The organism is Kluyvera huaxiensis (assembly GCF_040149365.1).
Taxonomy (GTDB): Bacteria; Pseudomonadota; Gammaproteobacteria; order Enterobacterales; family Enterobacteriaceae; genus Kluyvera; species Kluyvera intermedia_A.
In genome coordinates, this window is sequence record NZ_JBEFLV010000032.1 from 1 (window position 1) to 17,014 (window position 17,014).

The following is a 17,014-nucleotide window of genomic DNA, read 5'->3' on the forward strand; positions in this document are numbered from 1 at the left end:
TGTTTGCGGGAAAAAAATCGGCCCAGATCCGCGAAATTTTAATCAGCGAGTCAGCTTGGGAAGAAATGACCTGCTTATTCGCACCTTCCCTAGAAGTTGAAGTTGCGAGCTAGTATGTTTTGACTCAGGAATAGCAAGTCAACACCTCAGTCCAATATACGAATCATGTAAACATAGTGAATTTTGAGTACTTTCTTAGTTCTAGAATCTCGTTCAACATGCAGCATGATCGCCATCATTCTTTTAGTCGATTCACCTGAACTTTCAATACCTCTTGAGAAAATATTCACTGCATCAACGATATCCTTCATGTAATCACATCCCTTCACATCCAGAGCTGACTCAATGCCGTCGCAACATTGTATTGTCAGTTCAGTTCCCAGAAGATGGACAACCTCAAAAAATGCGATGTCCTGACCCTCACGATCAATAGGAAGCTCATCTTCGAGATCCTGTAATCTATTTGATACAGATAAAGGATTATTGATGAATTCCTGAAGAGTTTCGCTCTTTATCACATGAGAATATTCTGCATCCAGAGATTGTAAGTATTTACGCAATTTTCTGACTGCTGAATCGCTCGGGGATGCTCCGTCCAAATGATGCGCCAGCATTGATACTGCAAGGAAATGGCAGCCAGTATCATCATCCCCCCAGTAATAGTCATCTTGGTTTTCAAACAGATCCCTTCTTGGTTCAAGTAAACGTCGTGAGCCACCTGTCATATCTTGTGTAGTCACAACATGGACACCATCATATATTTTCAGAGAGTATTCAAAATCGGGCTTATCTTGGAAATGCATCGTAGGTCTTGCATAGACAGTGAGCTTATTTTTTATGAATTTTTTGTTAGCCTCACTCTCTGTCTGAAAAATACCTAGCTCAATTTTATCAAGAATGAATTTTTGTTTTTTATTTTTATAAGCGTCGTATTGACGATTTGATGTCAGGGCAAACCAGTAAAATTCTTTACAGGATGACAACTTAAATTCTTTAACAATATCTTCGGCTGAGAAGAAATAATTAAATGGTTCCTCTTCCTCGTCGTGAGAGTGCAACATGCAGAAAAAATCCTTACGAGGAATCCCACCATCAAGCACATAAGTCTTCTGAACATTAACACGATTTGAATTTTCAAAGTATTTCGATTGAATAATACCGAAAATATCTATTCCATGGGCACGTTGCCGCAATGCCTCTAAGCTGTTTGAGCGACGCTGTACAAGAAAATCAGCACCGTCGATATCTGTAGAACGCAGCAGAACCCAAAATCTCGATAATAAAATAGACTGCGTTAGGGATTCACCTTTTGCACCGTTTTCCTCTCGTTTCGCTAAATCTGACATAATGTTCACCTATATCCTGGATGGTTGAATAGTTACTAAGGTAGAATCGCTAAGAAGATTAATATCATTTTGTAGATATTAAGTATATGAGTTCACGCACTTACTTCATAATGAGATACAGTTTAAACTCGATTATGAAACCTAAGGTAGAACAGTTTATAGCACGATTTGTATTCTAGGTGTTTATGCGAACCTCCGCACCTCGCTCATTGCAGACCTCCAGCCAATTTGGTTTGTCCACTCCATACCAGAATCAGATGTGAACGTTCTATATAAAAGGTCAGGGTGGCATTTATAATAATTACCACTTGATCGGACAACCTACAGGGTCTGACTCCGTTCGCTGCTTACATAATGTCAAGCCCAGCAATATCGATAGCTATTTAGCGAACGCACTAGCGAAAGTCTTTTATATCACCCGGCCCATCTTTTACATTTTCCCTAACATAGCCCGCGTTTTGCTATTCTTTTCTTATATGTATTTTTTGCTGTAGTTCAATATTGAGAATAAAAAGTAAAGGAATCACAAGGGGGTTTTAGAGTGATTTATCCATAATGTTAACTATTAATGAATTTAAAGTAACATTCCGTAATGCTTAACTTTTTTATTTCTCATAGACGAGAATTTGCATGTCATGATATAATGTGACAGAAAAACGTGTCGCTTTATTAAGCTGCCGTTAATGTAAATACATTTTTGAGGAGACTGTTCCAGTGGGACGTAAATGGGCCAATATCGTTGCTAAAAAAACGGCTAAAGACGGTGCAACGTCTAACGTATATGCAAAATTCGGTGTAGAAATCTATGCCGCTGCTAAACAAGGTGAACCAGACCCAGAATCAAACTCAGCGTTAAAATTCGTTATTGAACGCGCAAAACAAGCCCAGGTTCCAAAGCACGTTATTGACAAAGCCATTGATAAAGCCAAAGGCGGCGGAGACGAAACGTTTGTGCCAGGCCGTTATGAAGGCTTTGGGCCAAATGGTTCAATGGTCATCGCTGAAACATTGACTTCAAATGTTAACCGCACGATTGCCAATGTCCGCAACATCTTCAATAAAAAAGGCGGCAATATCGGCGCGGCTGGTTCTGTCAGCTATATGTTTGACAATACCGGTGTGATTGTATTTGCAGGTACTGACCCTGACCGTATTTTTGAAATTTTGCTGGATGCTGAAGTCGAAGTTCGTGATGTTACCGAAGAAGAAGGGAACATCATTATTTATACTGAATCTACCGATCTTCACAAAGGCATTGCAGCGTTAAAAGCAGCGGGCATTACTGAATTCTCAACAACAGAATTAGAATTGATTGCTCAAGCAGAAATTGAACTTTCAGAAGAAGATTTAGCAATCTTTGAAGGTCTCGTTGATGCGCTTGAAGCTGATGATGACGTTCAAAAAGTCTATCATAACGTTGCCAATCTCTAATTAAAGAGACTGTCATTATGGCAGCTTTTTAAATGATAAAGCTGCTATAAACAGTATATCTGACCAGATATACTGTTTGTAGAAATAGATAAAAAGACCGTCTGTCAAAAGAAGTTATATTAATTGAAGCCCCTGATCCTAACTCTCCGGTGATAGAGAATAAAGGAGCACCTGCAAGTTCAGCCTCTCGAAATACGCTTCAAAAAAAGAAGTAGCGGCTATTTATGCAAGAGGGCAGTCCAGTAATTAACGGCCAGCTACTCACCGCTCATATCCCCAAGACAAGAAATATACTTCTCCCCCGAAATTTGCACTATCTCATCGGCATTCTGCGTAATATCTTTCCCTTCAAACGCGCCGTAGAGTTGCTTAAATTTCACCGTACTCAGTCGTTGGATGATGTCGCGAACCATGACCGCCGAGGCGGATCACCCGGATATCGCGATGTGCTTGTTCGTGCGGTCGTTGCTGAGATATGGCCCGCAATCTCTGATGACTATTTGCCAAACGCGACGGAAAATCCCCGCCATTGCCTAACCCGGTATCAATCCAGTACTGTTATTGGAAATAAAATAATCATAAAGCGGGCATATGCATCTGGATTTTCGCCAACTACGCAACTTCGTCGCGCTGGTTGAATACGGCAGTTTTAATCGTGCGGCGGAAGCGGTCTGCCTGTCGCAGTCGGCGTTCAGCCGCAGTATCCAGGCGCTGGAGCAGAGCGTCGGCCATCCGTTATTCGACCGACAAAGCAAGCTCCCGACGCTGACATTGCATGGGCAAAAGCTGTTGCCCTACGCGCGGCGCTTTCAGGAACTCAATGTTGAACTCAGCAGCCAACTGCGTGAAGCGGATGACGCGCAAAACGGTGAGGTGGCCTTTGGCTGCGGCCCGGCACCCGGTGCGCGGTTGATTCCAGCGGCAGTCGGCGAGTTTCACCGTCTGCTCCCGCAGGCGCGGGTGCGCTTTCATATTGATAACTGGTTTGCCCTGCATCACGCGCTCACGACTCAGCAGTATCCGTTCGTGGTGGCCGATAGCTGGCAGGCCGAGCTGGACCCGCAGCTGCGCGTTCAGCCGCTCAGCCCGCAGCGCTGCTTTTTTGTCTGCCACGCCGAGCATCCATTGGCGCAGCAGGGGCCGGTTTCCATTCAGACCATGCTGCGTTATCCCTTCGCCGCACCGTATTTACCGCCGGGCGTGCGCAAGGTACTGGCCACGCTCAGCCAGCAGCAGGACTTTACCCCGGCGATTCAGTGCGATCATATCTACGCGCTGCTTTCGACGTTAGCCCATACCGATGCGATAAGTTTTGCCAGTGAAGATGGCTTCGCACTGTGCCAGCACAGTCATCGATTGGTGAAGCTGGAGCTGAGCGATTTGCCGGATGAGTGGCGGCTGATGCAGACCCGGTTTGCGATTATCTCCCCGGTTCATGCGGTGCAGCCGCCGCTGGTGGAAAAGCTGATTGAGATTATCCTCCTGCTTGACCGCCAGCATCACAGTTTGAGGCTGGCGCAGGGGGAAGGGGCTTAACCGGCGTTGGCGGGTTGGCCTTTGCTATCGTACTGCGGCCACTGTTTTTCCAGTTGCTGGGTTTTCAGCGCCTGCTCAACAAACTGGCCGTCGGCCCACTGGCTGGCGTCAAATGCGCTGCGGATAAGACGGCCCGCTTTCGCCTGTTCCACGCTGCTGCTAAAACTGTCGGACAGGAACGGGTCGATGCGCGGCGAGGTGCTAAAGTTAAGTTCCTGCGGTTTTAACTCTTCAAGGAACAGCGCCTGCGGGATCTGGCTCTGTTTAGCCATCTCGGCGGACCAGGCCTGAGTATTGACCGGGTCGCTGATTTCAGCCGCATTTTTCACCAGTACGTTAATAATCTGCTGGGTCGCCTGCGGCCAGCTTTCGATAAAGGTCTGGGTACCGAGGAACGCCGCCTGCGTGGTGTTCTGGCGGCCCGAATCACCGCTTTTCACTACCACATCAATCTTATCGCCGCGCAGCGCCAGCAGGGAAACGCCGCCCCACACTGCATCCACGCGCCCGGCCGCCAGCGCCGCTTTACCGGCGGTCCAGTCGAGGTTAATCACCTGCAGGCTGCGTTCATTGAGGCCAACGGTCGCCAGCGCGCGGTCAAAAGCCAGCTGATCCGCCGTGCCGCGATACACCGCCACCCGTTTGCCCTTCAAGTCCGCCAGTGTTTTAATCCCCGAGGCTTTGGTCGCCGCCAGATACGATTCGGAGCCACGGCTGCCTAGCAGCAGGCGCGTCGGCAGACCGTTGGCTTTGCCAATAATCGCCGCCAGATCGCCAAGATAAACGAAATCCAGCTGTTGGTTGGCTAAGGCTTCATTCACCGCCGGGCCCGCGCCTTTGAAAAATTGCCACTTCACTTCCACGCCCTGCGGCTTAAACACCTCTTCCAGTTGATGGCGAATATAGGCCATCCCGACCGGCCCCTCGATAAACGGCTGGCTACCGGCGCTTTGGTCCGGCACGCCGATGCGAATGGTGCGCAGCTCTTCGGCCTGCGCGCTGGCCAGCAGGCCAAACACGGCAACCAGCGCCAGCGAGGTACGGCTAAAAAATGCTTTCATCATAATTTATTGCTCCAGTGAGTTTTTTCCTCACCCTAATAAGCCAATAGGCAAACTGTTAAATGCTTTTATTCGCAAAGAATGGGTGAAAAAAAGCTAAATCAGAGGCGGCGTGCCCGGCAGGCTGAAATGCATTCGTTGCATCGGGATTATTCGCTTAACGCAATGGCGGCGCGGCGCAAGGCACGTTTTTATAGCGACATAACTTGCCGATAAGTGGACCAATATGTCGCAGATGATTTTAAGAACAGGCATGGCCGGTAGGCCGAGCGTCAGGCTTAACGGCTGGCCGTGGCTGCTGCCGGTATTGGTGCTGCTGCTGTGGTTCGTCGCCGCGCAGCAGCACTGGATGCCGGAGCAAATCCTGCCCGCGCCGTCGGTGGTCGCCGAGACCGCGTGGTCGCTGTTAAGCGGCGATCTGCTGGCGCAGTGGGGATTTAGTCTTCAGCATCTGGCGCTTGGCCTGCTGTTGGGAGCGATAGCGGGCACGCTGCTTGGTGCGCTGTTTGGTCTGGTCCCGGCTGCCGCCCAGCGGGTCGAGCCGCTGTTTTATGCGCTGGCGCAGATCCCAACGCTTGGGTGGATCCCGCTGTTTATGGTGCTGTTCGGTATCGATAACGGCCTCAAGCTGGCGGTGATTGTGAAAACCACCGTGGTGCCGATGACCATCAACACTCAGCAGGCGGTCTCCAGCGTGCCGCTGGCGCTGAGTGAAGCGGGCAGGGTGATGAATTTTTCCCGCTGGCAGCGTCTGCGCTGGCTGGTGCTCCCGGCGAGTCTGCCCGGCTGGTTTACCGGCCTGCGGCTGGCGCTGTCGCAGGCGTGGGTTTCGCTTATCGTGGTTGAACTGCTGGCCTCCTCGGAAGGGATTGGTTACCTGATGGTCTGGGGGCGTCAGCTGTTTCAGCTGGATATTGTCTTCGTCACCATCGCGGTCGTTGGCTTCAGCGGCATGCTGATGGAGTGGGCGGCAAACCGCGCCTATTCGCGGCTGGTGTTCTGGCCGCAGCCGGCAGCGGGTCGTCTGGCGTGGAAACCACAGGCCAGCTGGCGTGCGCTGCAATTACCCATTGTTCTGCTGGTGCTGTGGCAGCTCGCGAACCAGTGGGGCTGGATTGATGGCGCATTATTCTCTTCACCGCTGGCGGTGGGCGAGCGTTTTGTGCAGGGCGTGGTCAACGGCGAGCTTAGCGCCGCGATGCTGGCAAGCTTCGGTAGGGCGTTGGTTGGTGGCGCTATCGGTATCGCCAGCGGCCTGCTGTGCGGGCTGCTGCTGGCGCTGCGTCCACGCGCCGGGCAGATTTTCACGCCCACCCTTAACGTCCTGCGCCATATCGCGCTGTTCGCCTGGCTGCCGCTGCTGACCGCCTGGGTCGGCAACGATAACGGCGGCAAAATCGTCTTTATTGCGCTGGCATCGTTCTTCCCGATGTTCTTTAGCACGCTTCAGGCGGTGCTCCAGCGTAACCCGCAGCTCGATGAGGTGGCCCAGGTGCTGCGTTTAAGCGGCCTGACGCGCCTGCGTCGGCTGATCCTTCCTGGTGCCGCACCGGGGATTTTTGCCGGACTTCGGCTGGCGTTGATTTACGCCTGGCTTGGCAATATCGGTGCCGAATACTTCATGTCTTCCGGCGTTGGTATTGGCAGCCTGATGATCAATGCCCAACAGCTGCTGGATATGCCAACCATTCTCTGCGGCATGGTGCTTATCGGCCTGACCGGTGCGGCGCTGGATAAAGCCGGACGTTTACTGGAATTTCGCGCCACCCGCTGGCGTCAACAGGAGCAACTATGACCGCATCGACTTTGGTCTCTTTTCAGCATGTGCGTAAATCCTGGCAACAGGTGACGGCCGTGCACAATTTCAGTCTCGACATTGCCGCCGGTGAACTGGTGGCGCTGGTGGGCAGTAGCGGCTGCGGGAAATCGACCCTCCTGCGAATGCTGGTTGGCCTGGAATCCGTTACTCAGGGCGATATTCGTATTAACGGCGAACCGGTGACCGGCGTCGGTAAAGAGCGCGGCATCGTGTTTCAGGAACCGCGCTTGTTTCCGTGGCTGAACGTGGTCGACAACGTGATGCTGGGGCTGGCGGATGAAAAACTCAGCCGTGGCGCGAAGCGCCAGCGGGCGCTGGAAATGCTCGACCGCGTGCAGCTCACCGAGTTTGCCAGCGCCTTGCCCGCGCAGCTTTCCGGCGGTATGGCCCAGCGGGTGGCCATTGCGCGAGGTCTGGTCGCCCGGCCGCAAATTCTGATGCTGGATGAACCTTTCGGCGCGCTGGACGCCCTGACGCGCCACACCCTGCAACAGGAACTTTTACACATTCATCAAAGCGCGGGAACCACTACGCTGCTGGTGACCCACGACGTGGAAGAGGCGGTGGCGCTGGCCGACCGGGTGGTGGTGCTGTCGCAACGGCCGGGGAGAATCAAAGAGATCGTCAGCCTCGCGCTGCCGCATCCACGTCAGCGTGACGACGCCTCGTATACCGCCGCCTGTCGGCATATTCGCAATCTGATTACTTCTGCCTGATTTTTATCTTTAAGGAGCAACAACATGGGATTTCCTTCCGTTTATCCGACCGGCGCGACCTTTTACGATCCAAAGCGCGCCTGGAGTGGCTACACCCTTTTTCAGGCCACCGAACACGGCGCGGTGCTGGTGGATATGAACGGCCAGGTGGTGCGTGAATGGCCGGAGCTGCACGGTTTTCCGAATAAAATTCTGCCCGGTGGCGCGATCCTTGGCCACAGCGGCGAGCGCGACCCGCGCTACGGCATGCAGGATATGCTCGACCTCATCCAGGTCGATTGGGAAGGCAACGTCACCTGGTCATTCGACCGCTACGAGAAGGTGAGCGATCCGGGCAATGAAACGCGCTGGATGGCGCGAGCGCATCACGACTATCAGCGTGCGGGCAACCCGGTGGGCTACTATGCGCCGGGGCTGGAGCCGCAGGTAGAAGGGGGGAATACCTTGATTCTCGCCCACACCAACCTGGTGAACGAAGAGATCTCTGACAAGCTGCTGCTCGATGACACCATTATTGAGGTCGACTGGCAGGGGAACGTGGTGTGGGAGTGGCGCTGCAGCGACCATTTCCACGAGCTGGGCTTTGACGATGCGGCGCGGACTGCGTTGTACAACAATCCCAACATGCGTGCCAGCGGCGGCGGGATGGGCGATTGGATGCACATCAACTCGATGTCGGCGCTGGGGCCGAATAAATGGTATGACGCGGGAGATGAGCGTTTCCATCCCGATAACATCATCTGGGACGCCCGCGAGTCTAATATTATCGCCATCATCGATAAACCCAGCGGCAAAATCGTCTGGCAGCTTGGCCCGGATTACAGCAAACCGGAGCTCAAGCACATCGGCTGGATTATCGGCCAGCACCACGCGCATATGATCCCGCAGGGGCTGCCGGGCGCGGGCAATATCCTGATTTTCGATAACGGCGGCTGGGCTGGATATGGCGCACCGAACCCGGCTTCAGCGGATGGGGTGAAAAACGCCTGGCGCGACTATTCGCGGATCCTCGAGATTAACCCGCTGACGCTGGACATTGAATGGCGCTACTCGCCTTACGAGGCGGATCTGCCGCAGCCGACCGATTCATACCGTTTCTACAGCCCGTACATCAGCAATATGCAGCGTCTGGAAAACGGCAACACGCTGATTAACGAAGGCTCGAACGGGCGTATCTTTGAAGTCACGCATGACCACGAAATTGTCTGGGAATACATTTCGCCATACTGGGGCAAGACCTTGAACAACAATATGGTCTATCGCGCCTATCGTATCCCTTACGCCTGGATCCCGCAGCTGGCGCTGCCGCAGGAGACGCCAATCGTACCGGTGGATGTACGCACGCTGCGCCAGCCGGGTGCCGCGGCGGGAACCGCGCAAAGCGTGGTGCGCGTAGCGGGCGTGCAACCGTACAGTAAAAGCGCCGATGCGCTATGCGTGGCGACCGACAACGATACCCTGCGCCGCAGCCCTAAGCTATTCCGCGTGGCGGAGAGCGCCTTTACGCCGGTCAGCTCGGCGGATGATTTGGTGAGCGAAAGCACGATATTGCTGTTTGTCGGTGCCGAGCGCTGCGTGCATTGCCGCAAGCTCTGGCAACTGCTGGCGCATGAGAAACTCGCGCGGCAGATTACGCCGCTGGAAACCCGCTATCTGGATGCCGACCTGCATCAGGAACTGGCCACCCGCCTTGGCGTACGCGGGTTGCCTACGCTGCTGGTCATCAAACAGGGGCAGCCAACCGACCGCGCCCCGGCGCAGCTGTCGGTGGAAAACCTGCACCAGTGGCTGGACGGCGTCATTGGCTGATGAGAACTGCCCGGCCCTGGGAGAGAGACTCAGGGCTAGGCGGTGCGTTTTATGCCCGCCCAACGATAGCAGACTCAGTCTGCCGCAGATTGTCGATAATAAACTCAATGAATACCCGAATTCTGTGTGGCATATGCTGGGCTTGCGGGTAAACCAGATAGAAGGGGCGTGTTGCGCGATTCATTTCAGGCAATACTTCTTGTAATTCATTACGTTCCAGCGCGTCAGCGACGACAAAACGATATATCTGATAAATCCCAGCGCCATGTTTCGCCAGCGAAACTCCCGCCAGATAATCTTCCGAACAGAGCAAATTGCCCTTCAGGGTTATTTCTGTCTGTTTTTCGCCCATACGTACCAACCATCCAGCCTGTCGCCCGCTGCCGGGTAGCACAAACTGAATGCACTGATGCGATGAGAGACAGTCAAGGCTCTTCAGCGGTGGATGCTGCCCGAGATAGCCGGGAGAGGCCACCATCAGCAGTTCGGCATCCTCCAGTTTACGGGCAATCAGGCTGGAGTCGTCCAGTTCGTTGCCGCGGATAGCTAAATCGTAATCATCACGCGAGAAGTTGACGCAGCGGTTGCTGACGTGAAACTCCAGTTTAACCAGAGGGTATCGTTGCTGAAACAGGGGGATCAGGGGAAATAGCCGCCAGTGCGCGTAGGCGGCAGGCAAGCTGATACGCACGGTGCCGGAAGGGGCTTCCTGTTTCCCGGTCGCCTGTAGCTCTGCGTTGTGCAGTAAGGTCATCGCTGCGCGGCACTGTTCTGCATATTGCCGACCGGCATCGGTCAGCCTGACCTGCCGGGTGGAGCGGATAAACAGCGGAATACCCAGACGCTCTTCCAGTCGCGAGATGGTTTTGCTGACGGACGCAGGGGAAATGCCTGCGGCCTGGGCTGCAACGGTGAAGCTCTGGTGCTCTGCGGCAAGGCAAAACAGATCGATACTGCTGATCATGATGTCGTTCAAACGCTTCGTCATAGTTGTTCGGTGTCCTTAACGACGGGCGGGGCGCATGTCATGATATACGACGAGCGACGAGAGTCACACTTGGGGTGATGGCGACCCCGCTTTAAGGCGCAGCGCGGTGACGGTCTCGCCGCCCACGCCCCAGTTGTCGGTATTGATCTCATCGATGACCACATACGTCGTAGACCGTGGCTTATTCAACACCTGTTCAAGCAATAGCGTAGCCCCTTCAATCAACTGCTTTTTTTGCCGCGCAGTGACCTTTTCATCGGTGATCTTAATATTGATGTAAGGCATATGTCCCCCGGATTACCACTTGCCCGCCGTTGAACCGCCGTCCACTGCCATAATGGTGCCGGTGACGAACTGCGAGTCGGCCAGATACATCACGGCATTGACGATATCCTGCACGTTACCAACCTGATGCGTTGGCGCCATGTTTTTTAGCGCTTCCAGAGTTTGCGGATCCTGCGAGTGCATCGGGGTCGCGATAATCCCGGGGGCAATGGCGTTGACCATGATCCCCGCATCGGCCAGTTCCAGCGCCAGAGCTTTCACCGCATGATTAAGCCCACCTTTCACCATGACAGGAAGTAGGGCGGGAACATCGATATTAGGCTGTATGGCAATGGCTGCGGTGATCGCCATGATATGGCCGCCGCCATGGGCGCGCATATGCTCTGCCGCCTTTTGAGCGGGGTAGAAAAATCCCTTCATATTGACGGCCAGCATGGTGTCGACATCGTGCTCGGTATAGTCGGCGACCGGTCTGGGAATGAATACCCCGGCGTTGTTGACCAGAATATCGACTTGTCCAAAACGCGCCTCGGCCTCGGTGAACAGGGTTTCTGCGGTGTCGGGCAGCGCAATATCACCGGCGACCAGCAGCAAATTTTCTGGCGAACCCCATTCTTCTGCCGCTTTTTCCAGATCCAAACGAGTACGGGCATTGGCCACCACGTTGTCACCCCGGCTCAGAAAGGCCTGAACGATGGCAAACCCAATACCGCTTGAAGCGCCGGTGACGATGACAGATTTCTTTTTCATGGTTGTTTCCTTCAGTGGTTATGACTTGAGGGAAACTATATGGCAGTGAGGAAGGGGAATGAACGACGCTGGGATTGTATCTATTGTTCCTTGAGGGAATAACTGGACGGTGCTGTGTGAAACGCGGTGGATTTCGCCACCGCGTTAATGCGGAAACTTATTCGGCTGCAGCCTGTGCGATATCGCTCTGCACCTGCTTACGCTGTTCTGGCGTCAGCACCTGGCTCAGATCAAAGTAGTACTTCACTTTGTAATAACGTACCTGCTGGTCAACGTTACTGAATGCAGAAAGCTGTTTCTTAACGCCGCTCTCATCCCATTTACCGGACTGGATCATGTCGATGATCATCCCGTCTTTAACATCTTTCAGCGAGATACCTTTGACGTTTTTAACCATCTGATCGTGCAGGCTGTTGATTTTGGAAACCTGAGCATCGCTCAGCTTCAGGTGCTGAACAATCGGGTCTTGTGATGGTGCGGGAGTGGTGGTAGCAGCTTGAGAAGCGAAGGTAGCGCCAGCCAGCGTGGCAACCAATAAAGCGGTGCGGGTAAATTTAAGCATTTTGATCATCCATAACGTTCAAGTAACAGGGAGAAATCCTACTTTTTTGCCGGGTTCATCATAGGTTGCTTGTCGTCGATGACGCTTGCTGATTATTGTTTCCGCTGGTAACGATGAGAAACAATCACAGCGTGAAATCATACTTGGTTACTTACATCAGCCCTCTCTATTTCAGCAGTAAATCCATTGTTTTTGCAAATGCGAAATCGGTCGAAGCAATGGCGATTTTTGCGTATAGGTTATCGGCAGCGGCGAGGTTTTACCTTTAAATAACAATTGCTTTGGTGATAACCTTTTTTGTTATAAGGAATAACGAATCGTTATTTGTTCCGCTCAAGACTGTGTGGGAGCGTAAAAAGACAATACAAAAACAGGGTATCGAGAAAATTATGGCAAAGACAAAACAGACTCTCACACAACTCGCACTGCTGGTGGGCCTGACGGCAACCGGGCTCGCCACATTCACCGCACAGGCAGACCAACTGGCGGATATCAAAGCCAAAGGCGTGGTGAAGGTTGCCACCTTTGACGCCAACCCGCCGTTTGGCTCCGTGGATGCCAAAACCCACGAGCTGGTGGGCTATGACGTGGATTTCGCCAAAGCGCTGGCTAAATCGCTGGGTGTGAAGCTGGAACTGGTTGCGACCAACCCGGCAAACCGTATCCCGCTGTTACAGTCCGGTAAGGCTGACCTGATTGTCGCCGATATCACCATTACCCCGGAGCGCGCACAGGTTATTGATTTCTCCACCCCGTACTTTGTTACCGGGCAGCAGTTCCTGGTGCCTGCCAGCGGCGGCGACAAACTGGATGATTACAGCAAAGCGCGTATTGGCGCGGTGAAAGGCACCACCGGCGAGCAGACGCTGCATCAGCGTTTCCCGCAGGCGCGCGTGCTCTCCTATGACGATATTCCGCTGGCATTGACCGCGCTGCGCAACGGCAACGTGCAGGCAATCACTCAGGACAGTACTATCCTGGCCGGCCTGCTGGGCGAAGCGCCGGACAAAGCCAAATTCAAGATCCTGCCGGAATTGCTGAGTAAAGAAGAGATTGGCGTTGGCGTGAAAAAAGGTGAACCGGCGCTGCTGAAAGCGGTGAATGACGAGCTGGTGGTGCTGGAGAAATCCGGTGACGCGGCAAAAATCTATGATGCCTGGTTTGGCCCATCAACCAAAGCCCCGCAGCCGCGTTCCTTTACCATAGAAGCAAAATAATATGTTGTCGGCTTTACTCTCTCATTCCGCGGCCAGGGCCGCGGATTTTTCACATCTGGACAACGCCAGCGTGGTGTTCCGCCAGGCGGTGAAACAATATGGCAGTCATCGGGTGCTCAACGGCATCGATTTGACGATTAATCCCGGCGAAGTGGTGGCGATCCTCGGGCCTTCCGGCTCGGGGAAATCGACGCTGATCCGTCTTATCAATCAGTTGGAAACCCTCAGCGGCGGCGAAATCCTCGTCGATGATAAGCCAACCCGGCAACTGAACGGGAAAGCGCTGCGCCAGCTGCGCAGCCGTATTGGTTTCGTCTTCCAGCAATTTAACCTGTATGCCCACCTGACGGCGGCGCAGAACATCACGCTGGCGCTGGAGTCGGTTCACGGCTGGAAGCGCGACAGGGCGCAAACGCGGGCGCGGGAACTGCTCGACCGCGTGGGGCTAGCGGAAAAAGCGGACGCTATGCCGTCCCAGTTGTCCGGTGGCCAGCAGCAGCGCGTGGCGATTGCTCGGGCTCTGGCCTCCTCGCCGCAAATCATTCTCTTTGACGAGCCAACCTCGGCTCTGGATCCGGAGATGATCGGCGAAGTATTGCAGGTGATGAAATCGCTGGCGCACAGCGGGATAACTATGATCGTGGTAACGCATGAAATGCAGTTTGCCCGTGAAATTGCGGATCGAGTGGTGTTTATCGACGGTGGCGATGTGCTAGAAGTGGCGTCACCCGCCGAGTTCTTTGCCCGTCCGCAGCATCCACGCGCGGTCCGTTTTCTGCAGAAGGTGCTTGACCCGCTGCATCAGGATCGGAGCGAGTGATGATGCATTTTGACTGGCAGGGGGTGCTCAGCGGGCAGCCCCTGCAATGGATTATTTCCGGCTTTCTCACCACGCTGTGGGTGACGCTTGCCGGAATGGTGCTGGCCAGCGTGCTGGCGACGCTATTTCTGCTGCTGCGTCTGGCAGGGGGACGGCTGGGGCAGGGGATCACCGCCTGCTGGGTGTCGGTATTTCGCAATACCCCGCTGCTGGTGCAACTGCTGTTCTGGTACTTTGCCGCATGGAATTTTCTCCCGCAGGGGCTGCGTGATTTCGTCAATGACCCGCACGACTGGTCAATTCTTCCGGGCAACGTGTGGTGGCTGACGCCGGAGTTTCTGTGCTCGGCGTGGGGGCTGGGGGTGTTTACCTCGGCGTTTTTGATTGAAGAGGTGGCCGCCGGGCTGCAGAGCGTGCCAAACGGCCAACGTGAGGCCGCGCTGGCGCAGGGGTTTTCCACCGCGGGACTACTGCGTCACGTTTTGCTGCCGCAGGGGTTGGCTAACGCCTGGCAGCCGGTAGTCGGGCAGTATCTTAACCTGATGAAACTCTCGTCGCTTGCCAGCGGTATCGGTTTTGCCGAGTTGACCTATCAGGTGCGGCAGATTGAAAGCTATAACGCCCACGCGCTGGAGGCGTTTGCCGTCGGCACCGTGCTGTATCTGTTCACCGGGGTGGCGTTGGGGCTGCTGCTGACTCGCCTTGGGCCAACGCCGGTCGGCCAGGCGAAACGGGTGAGCGACGCGGTGGGCGCACAGGGAGGCATTCAACATGAACGCTAATCTGGCGGTTATTTACGACAACCTTGACTACCTGCTGTGGGGACGGCTGGCGGCGGGCGAACCCGGCGGCGTGGCGCTGACGCTGATGATGGCGGTCGGTGCCGGTGCGCTGGCATTGCCGCTAGGGATTTTGCTGGCCTGCGTGGCGTGGCGTTTTCCCGGTACCGTGCGGCGTCTACTGTATCTGTGGGCGGAGATTATTCGCGGCATTCCGCTGATATTTGTCATCTTCTGGCTGTGGTATTTGCTGCCGATGCTGACCGGTAGCGACATGCCGGGCGCGGTCACGGTGACGCTGGCTTTAGCCTGGTTTACCGCGGCGATGGTGATGCACTCGGTGCTGGCTGGATTACAGGCCTTGCCGAAGGGGCAATTTGAAGCCGCTTTAACTCAGGGATTCAGCGCCGGGCAGAGCCTGCGCTTAATTTTGCTGCCGCAGACGCTTCGTAATGTGCTGCCGTCGCTGGTGGGGATTTTCATTGGGCTTTTGAAGGATACGTCGCTGGCGTTTATTGTGAATGTACCGGAGTTAACCACGGTGGCGGGGCAGGTGAATAACCGGGTGCAAATCTACCCGACGGCGATATTTATCTTTATCGGCGTGGTCTATTACCTGCTGTGCTTTGGGCTGGAGCGGGTGGCAAAACGCTGGCAGCGGCGGGTGGCGACGTAGAATTTGTCGCGCCTGTGCGTGGGGTATAAAAAACGCCGACGCCGGAATATCCGTGCGTCGGCGCATTGGGCGCTATCAGTCAGACGTTTTTACGTTCAATGGTTTGCTCGCCCCAGAACAGCGCGTCTTTGTCCGTTTTGCTGAAGGCCAGCTCAAGAACCGCATCGCTGCCTTCTTCCCAGATTTGTTCCGCGACTTTCTCATCGTATTTTGCCAGCTCAAAAATCGCCTCGGCGATTTCCGGTGAAGTGTTACGTAAGCTGGCCCATTCACCTACACGATGTGCTTTGGCTTCTTGTGTGGGCATATTCTGCTCCCTAACTTATTTGCTTTTCATTTTGACGGCCAGCCCCGCCACGTATTCACCCTGGTAGCGAGCGATCGCCAGTTCTTCAGGGCTTGGCTGACGTGAACCGTCCGCGCCGGCAATGGTTGTTGCGCCATACGGTGTACCACCGCGAACCTGTGAAACATCAAACAGTTCTTGCGCTGCATAGCCGATAGGCACAATCACCATCCCGTGGTGGGCAAGGGTGGTCCAGGTGGAGGTGATGGTCTGTTCCTGGCCGCCGCCGGTGCCGGTTGAGCTAAAGACGCTGGCCAGTTTGCCATATAGTGCACCGGACGCCCACAGGCCACCGGTTTGGTCGAGGAAGGTCCGCATCTGTCCGGACATGTTGCCGAAACGGGTTGGCGTACCAAAAATAATCGCATCGTAATCTGCCAGTTCCTGCGGGGTCGCAACGGGAATGGCTTGTGCTTTACCGCCTGCTTTTGCAAAGGCTTCGGCGTGCATGGTTTCTGGTACGCGTTTGATGACAACATCTACGCCATCGACCTTGTTCGCGCCCTCGGCAACGGCCTTAGCCATCGTCTCAATGTGTCCATACATCGAATAATAGAGCACCAGAACACTTGCATTTCCACTCATCTTAACTCTCCTGTGTCAAATTGGTTGGTCATTTAACAAGCCCTATTAAGCATAGTCGCAAATAGGGGGAGTGCTGCATTGCACCGGCAATAAATCAGTGAAAAAGGGGCTCTTTAGGTAGGAAATCAGTGATGTGGCTATTATTTGAGCGAAATGAGTTTGTGTTTCGAGTGAAAATTACGGCGATATTGATAATTTTAATAAATAGTACGGACCATTAACTATTTATTAGATTGATTGTTATCAACAACCCCGATGGGTGAGTACGCGAAAATTAACTTGAGCACA

The 17,014-nt window shown here is 54.0% G+C and carries 17 protein-coding genes and 1 pseudogene; 9 read left to right on the top strand and 9 right to left on the bottom strand.

What is annotated here, in order from left to right:
• Positions 1-146: 146 nt before the first annotated feature.
• Positions 147-1,346, bottom strand: a complete 1,200-nt coding sequence (locus tag ABOC97_RS22305) for a hypothetical protein (protein ID WP_349601868.1) — start codon at positions 1,344-1,346, stop codon at positions 147-149.
• Between the two features lie 714 nt (positions 1,347-2,060).
• On the opposite strand from ABOC97_RS22305, the gene ABOC97_RS22310 reads away from it, so the two are divergent.
• On the top strand, positions 2,061-2,777 hold the full coding sequence (locus ABOC97_RS22310; RefSeq protein WP_234508632.1) for a YebC/PmpR family DNA-binding transcriptional regulator: 717 nt from the start codon (positions 2,061-2,063) through the stop codon (positions 2,775-2,777).
• Between the two features lie 257 nt (positions 2,778-3,034).
• Here the strand turns inward: ABOC97_RS22310 and ABOC97_RS22315 are convergent.
• A pseudogene (locus ABOC97_RS22315) lies at positions 3,035-3,196 on the bottom strand (MBL fold metallo-hydrolase); the annotation flags it as partial.
• 172 nt (positions 3,197-3,368) lie between these two features.
• Between ABOC97_RS22315 and ABOC97_RS22320 the strand changes: the two are divergent.
• The gene (locus tag ABOC97_RS22320) at positions 3,369-4,313 is read left to right on the top strand and encodes a LysR family transcriptional regulator (RefSeq protein ID WP_349601870.1); all 945 of its coding nucleotides are present in this window, start codon (positions 3,369-3,371) and stop codon (positions 4,311-4,313) included.
• On the opposite strand, the gene ABOC97_RS22325 is transcribed toward ABOC97_RS22320, so the two are convergent.
• Positions 4,310-5,377, bottom strand: coding sequence for an ABC transporter substrate-binding protein (locus ABOC97_RS22325; protein WP_349601872.1), 1,068 nt, complete (start codon positions 5,375-5,377; stop codon positions 4,310-4,312). The two genes, ABOC97_RS22320 and ABOC97_RS22325, sit on opposite strands and share 4 nt — an antisense overlap.
• A 223-nt stretch (positions 5,378-5,600) precedes the next feature.
• Here ABOC97_RS22325 and ABOC97_RS22330 point away from each other — a divergent pair, with 223 nt between their 5' ends.
• The 3 genes from ABOC97_RS22330 to ABOC97_RS22340 are packed head-to-tail and all read left to right on the top strand — an operon-like array spanning position 5,601 to position 9,718.
• On the top strand, positions 5,601-7,169 hold the full coding sequence (locus tag ABOC97_RS22330) for an ABC transporter permease (RefSeq protein ID WP_349601874.1): 1,569 nt from the start codon (positions 5,601-5,603) through the stop codon (positions 7,167-7,169).
• Positions 7,166-7,909 (top strand): ABC transporter ATP-binding protein, encoded by a 744-nt coding sequence (locus ABOC97_RS22335; protein ID WP_349601876.1) that lies wholly within the window; start codon positions 7,166-7,168, stop codon positions 7,907-7,909. Before ABOC97_RS22330 ends, ABOC97_RS22335 begins: the two co-directional genes overlap by 4 nt.
• A 24-nt stretch (positions 7,910-7,933) precedes the next feature.
• Positions 7,934-9,718, top strand: coding sequence for an aryl-sulfate sulfotransferase (locus tag ABOC97_RS22340; protein ID WP_349601878.1), 1,785 nt, complete (start codon positions 7,934-7,936; stop codon positions 9,716-9,718).
• Positions 9,719-9,767: 49 nt separating this feature from the next.
• Here ABOC97_RS22340 and ABOC97_RS22345 read toward each other — a convergent pair whose 3' ends face one another.
• The 4 genes from ABOC97_RS22345 to ABOC97_RS22360 form a co-directional block, all read right to left on the bottom strand.
• Complete coding sequence (locus tag ABOC97_RS22345) at positions 9,768-10,706, bottom strand: LysR family transcriptional regulator (protein WP_349601880.1); 939 nt, start codon at positions 10,704-10,706, stop codon at positions 9,768-9,770.
• A gap of 63 nt (positions 10,707-10,769) precedes the next feature.
• Positions 10,770-10,991 carry a tautomerase family protein gene (locus ABOC97_RS22350; protein WP_349601882.1) on the bottom strand — a complete coding sequence of 74 codons (222 nt, stop codon included), beginning with the start codon at positions 10,989-10,991 and terminating at the stop codon, positions 10,770-10,772.
• Positions 10,992-11,003: 12 nt separating this feature from the next.
• Positions 11,004-11,741, bottom strand: coding sequence for an SDR family NAD(P)-dependent oxidoreductase (locus tag ABOC97_RS22355; protein ID WP_349601884.1), 738 nt, complete (start codon positions 11,739-11,741; stop codon positions 11,004-11,006).
• A 157-nt stretch (positions 11,742-11,898) separates the two neighbouring features.
• Positions 11,899-12,303, bottom strand: coding sequence for a Spy/CpxP family protein refolding chaperone (locus ABOC97_RS22360; protein WP_061280029.1), 405 nt, complete (start codon positions 12,301-12,303; stop codon positions 11,899-11,901).
• A gap of 389 nt (positions 12,304-12,692) precedes the next feature.
• On the opposite strand from ABOC97_RS22360, the gene ABOC97_RS22365 reads away from it, so the two are divergent.
• From ABOC97_RS22365 to ABOC97_RS22380, 4 genes are read left to right on the top strand one after another with little or no spacing between them, the layout of a single operon-like run.
• Positions 12,693-13,520: an ABC transporter substrate-binding protein gene (locus tag ABOC97_RS22365; RefSeq protein ID WP_349601886.1), complete on the top strand. Its 828-nt coding sequence runs from the start codon at positions 12,693-12,695 to the stop codon at positions 13,518-13,520.
• A gap of 1 nt (position 13,521) precedes the next feature.
• Positions 13,522-14,340 (top strand): amino acid ABC transporter ATP-binding protein, encoded by an 819-nt coding sequence (locus ABOC97_RS22370; RefSeq protein ID WP_349601888.1) that lies wholly within the window; start codon positions 13,522-13,524, stop codon positions 14,338-14,340.
• Complete coding sequence (locus tag ABOC97_RS22375; protein ID WP_349601890.1) at positions 14,340-15,122, top strand: amino acid ABC transporter permease; 783 nt, start codon at positions 14,340-14,342, stop codon at positions 15,120-15,122. The genes ABOC97_RS22370 and ABOC97_RS22375 overlap by 1 nt, the downstream gene beginning before the upstream one ends.
• Complete coding sequence (locus ABOC97_RS22380) at positions 15,112-15,795, top strand: amino acid ABC transporter permease (protein WP_349601892.1); 684 nt, start codon at positions 15,112-15,114, stop codon at positions 15,793-15,795. The genes ABOC97_RS22375 and ABOC97_RS22380 overlap by 11 nt, the downstream gene beginning before the upstream one ends.
• 79 nt (positions 15,796-15,874) lie before the next feature.
• On the opposite strand, the gene ABOC97_RS22385 is transcribed toward ABOC97_RS22380, so the two are convergent.
• A complete protein-coding gene (locus tag ABOC97_RS22385) occupies positions 15,875-16,102 on the bottom strand; it encodes a YccJ family protein (protein WP_234508660.1) in 228 nt (75 codons plus the stop codon).
• 15 nt (positions 16,103-16,117) lie between these two features.
• Positions 16,118-16,726, bottom strand: coding sequence for an NAD(P)H:quinone oxidoreductase (gene wrbA / locus ABOC97_RS22390; RefSeq protein WP_234508662.1), 609 nt, complete (start codon positions 16,724-16,726; stop codon positions 16,118-16,120).
• Positions 16,727-17,014 lie beyond the last annotated feature (288 nt).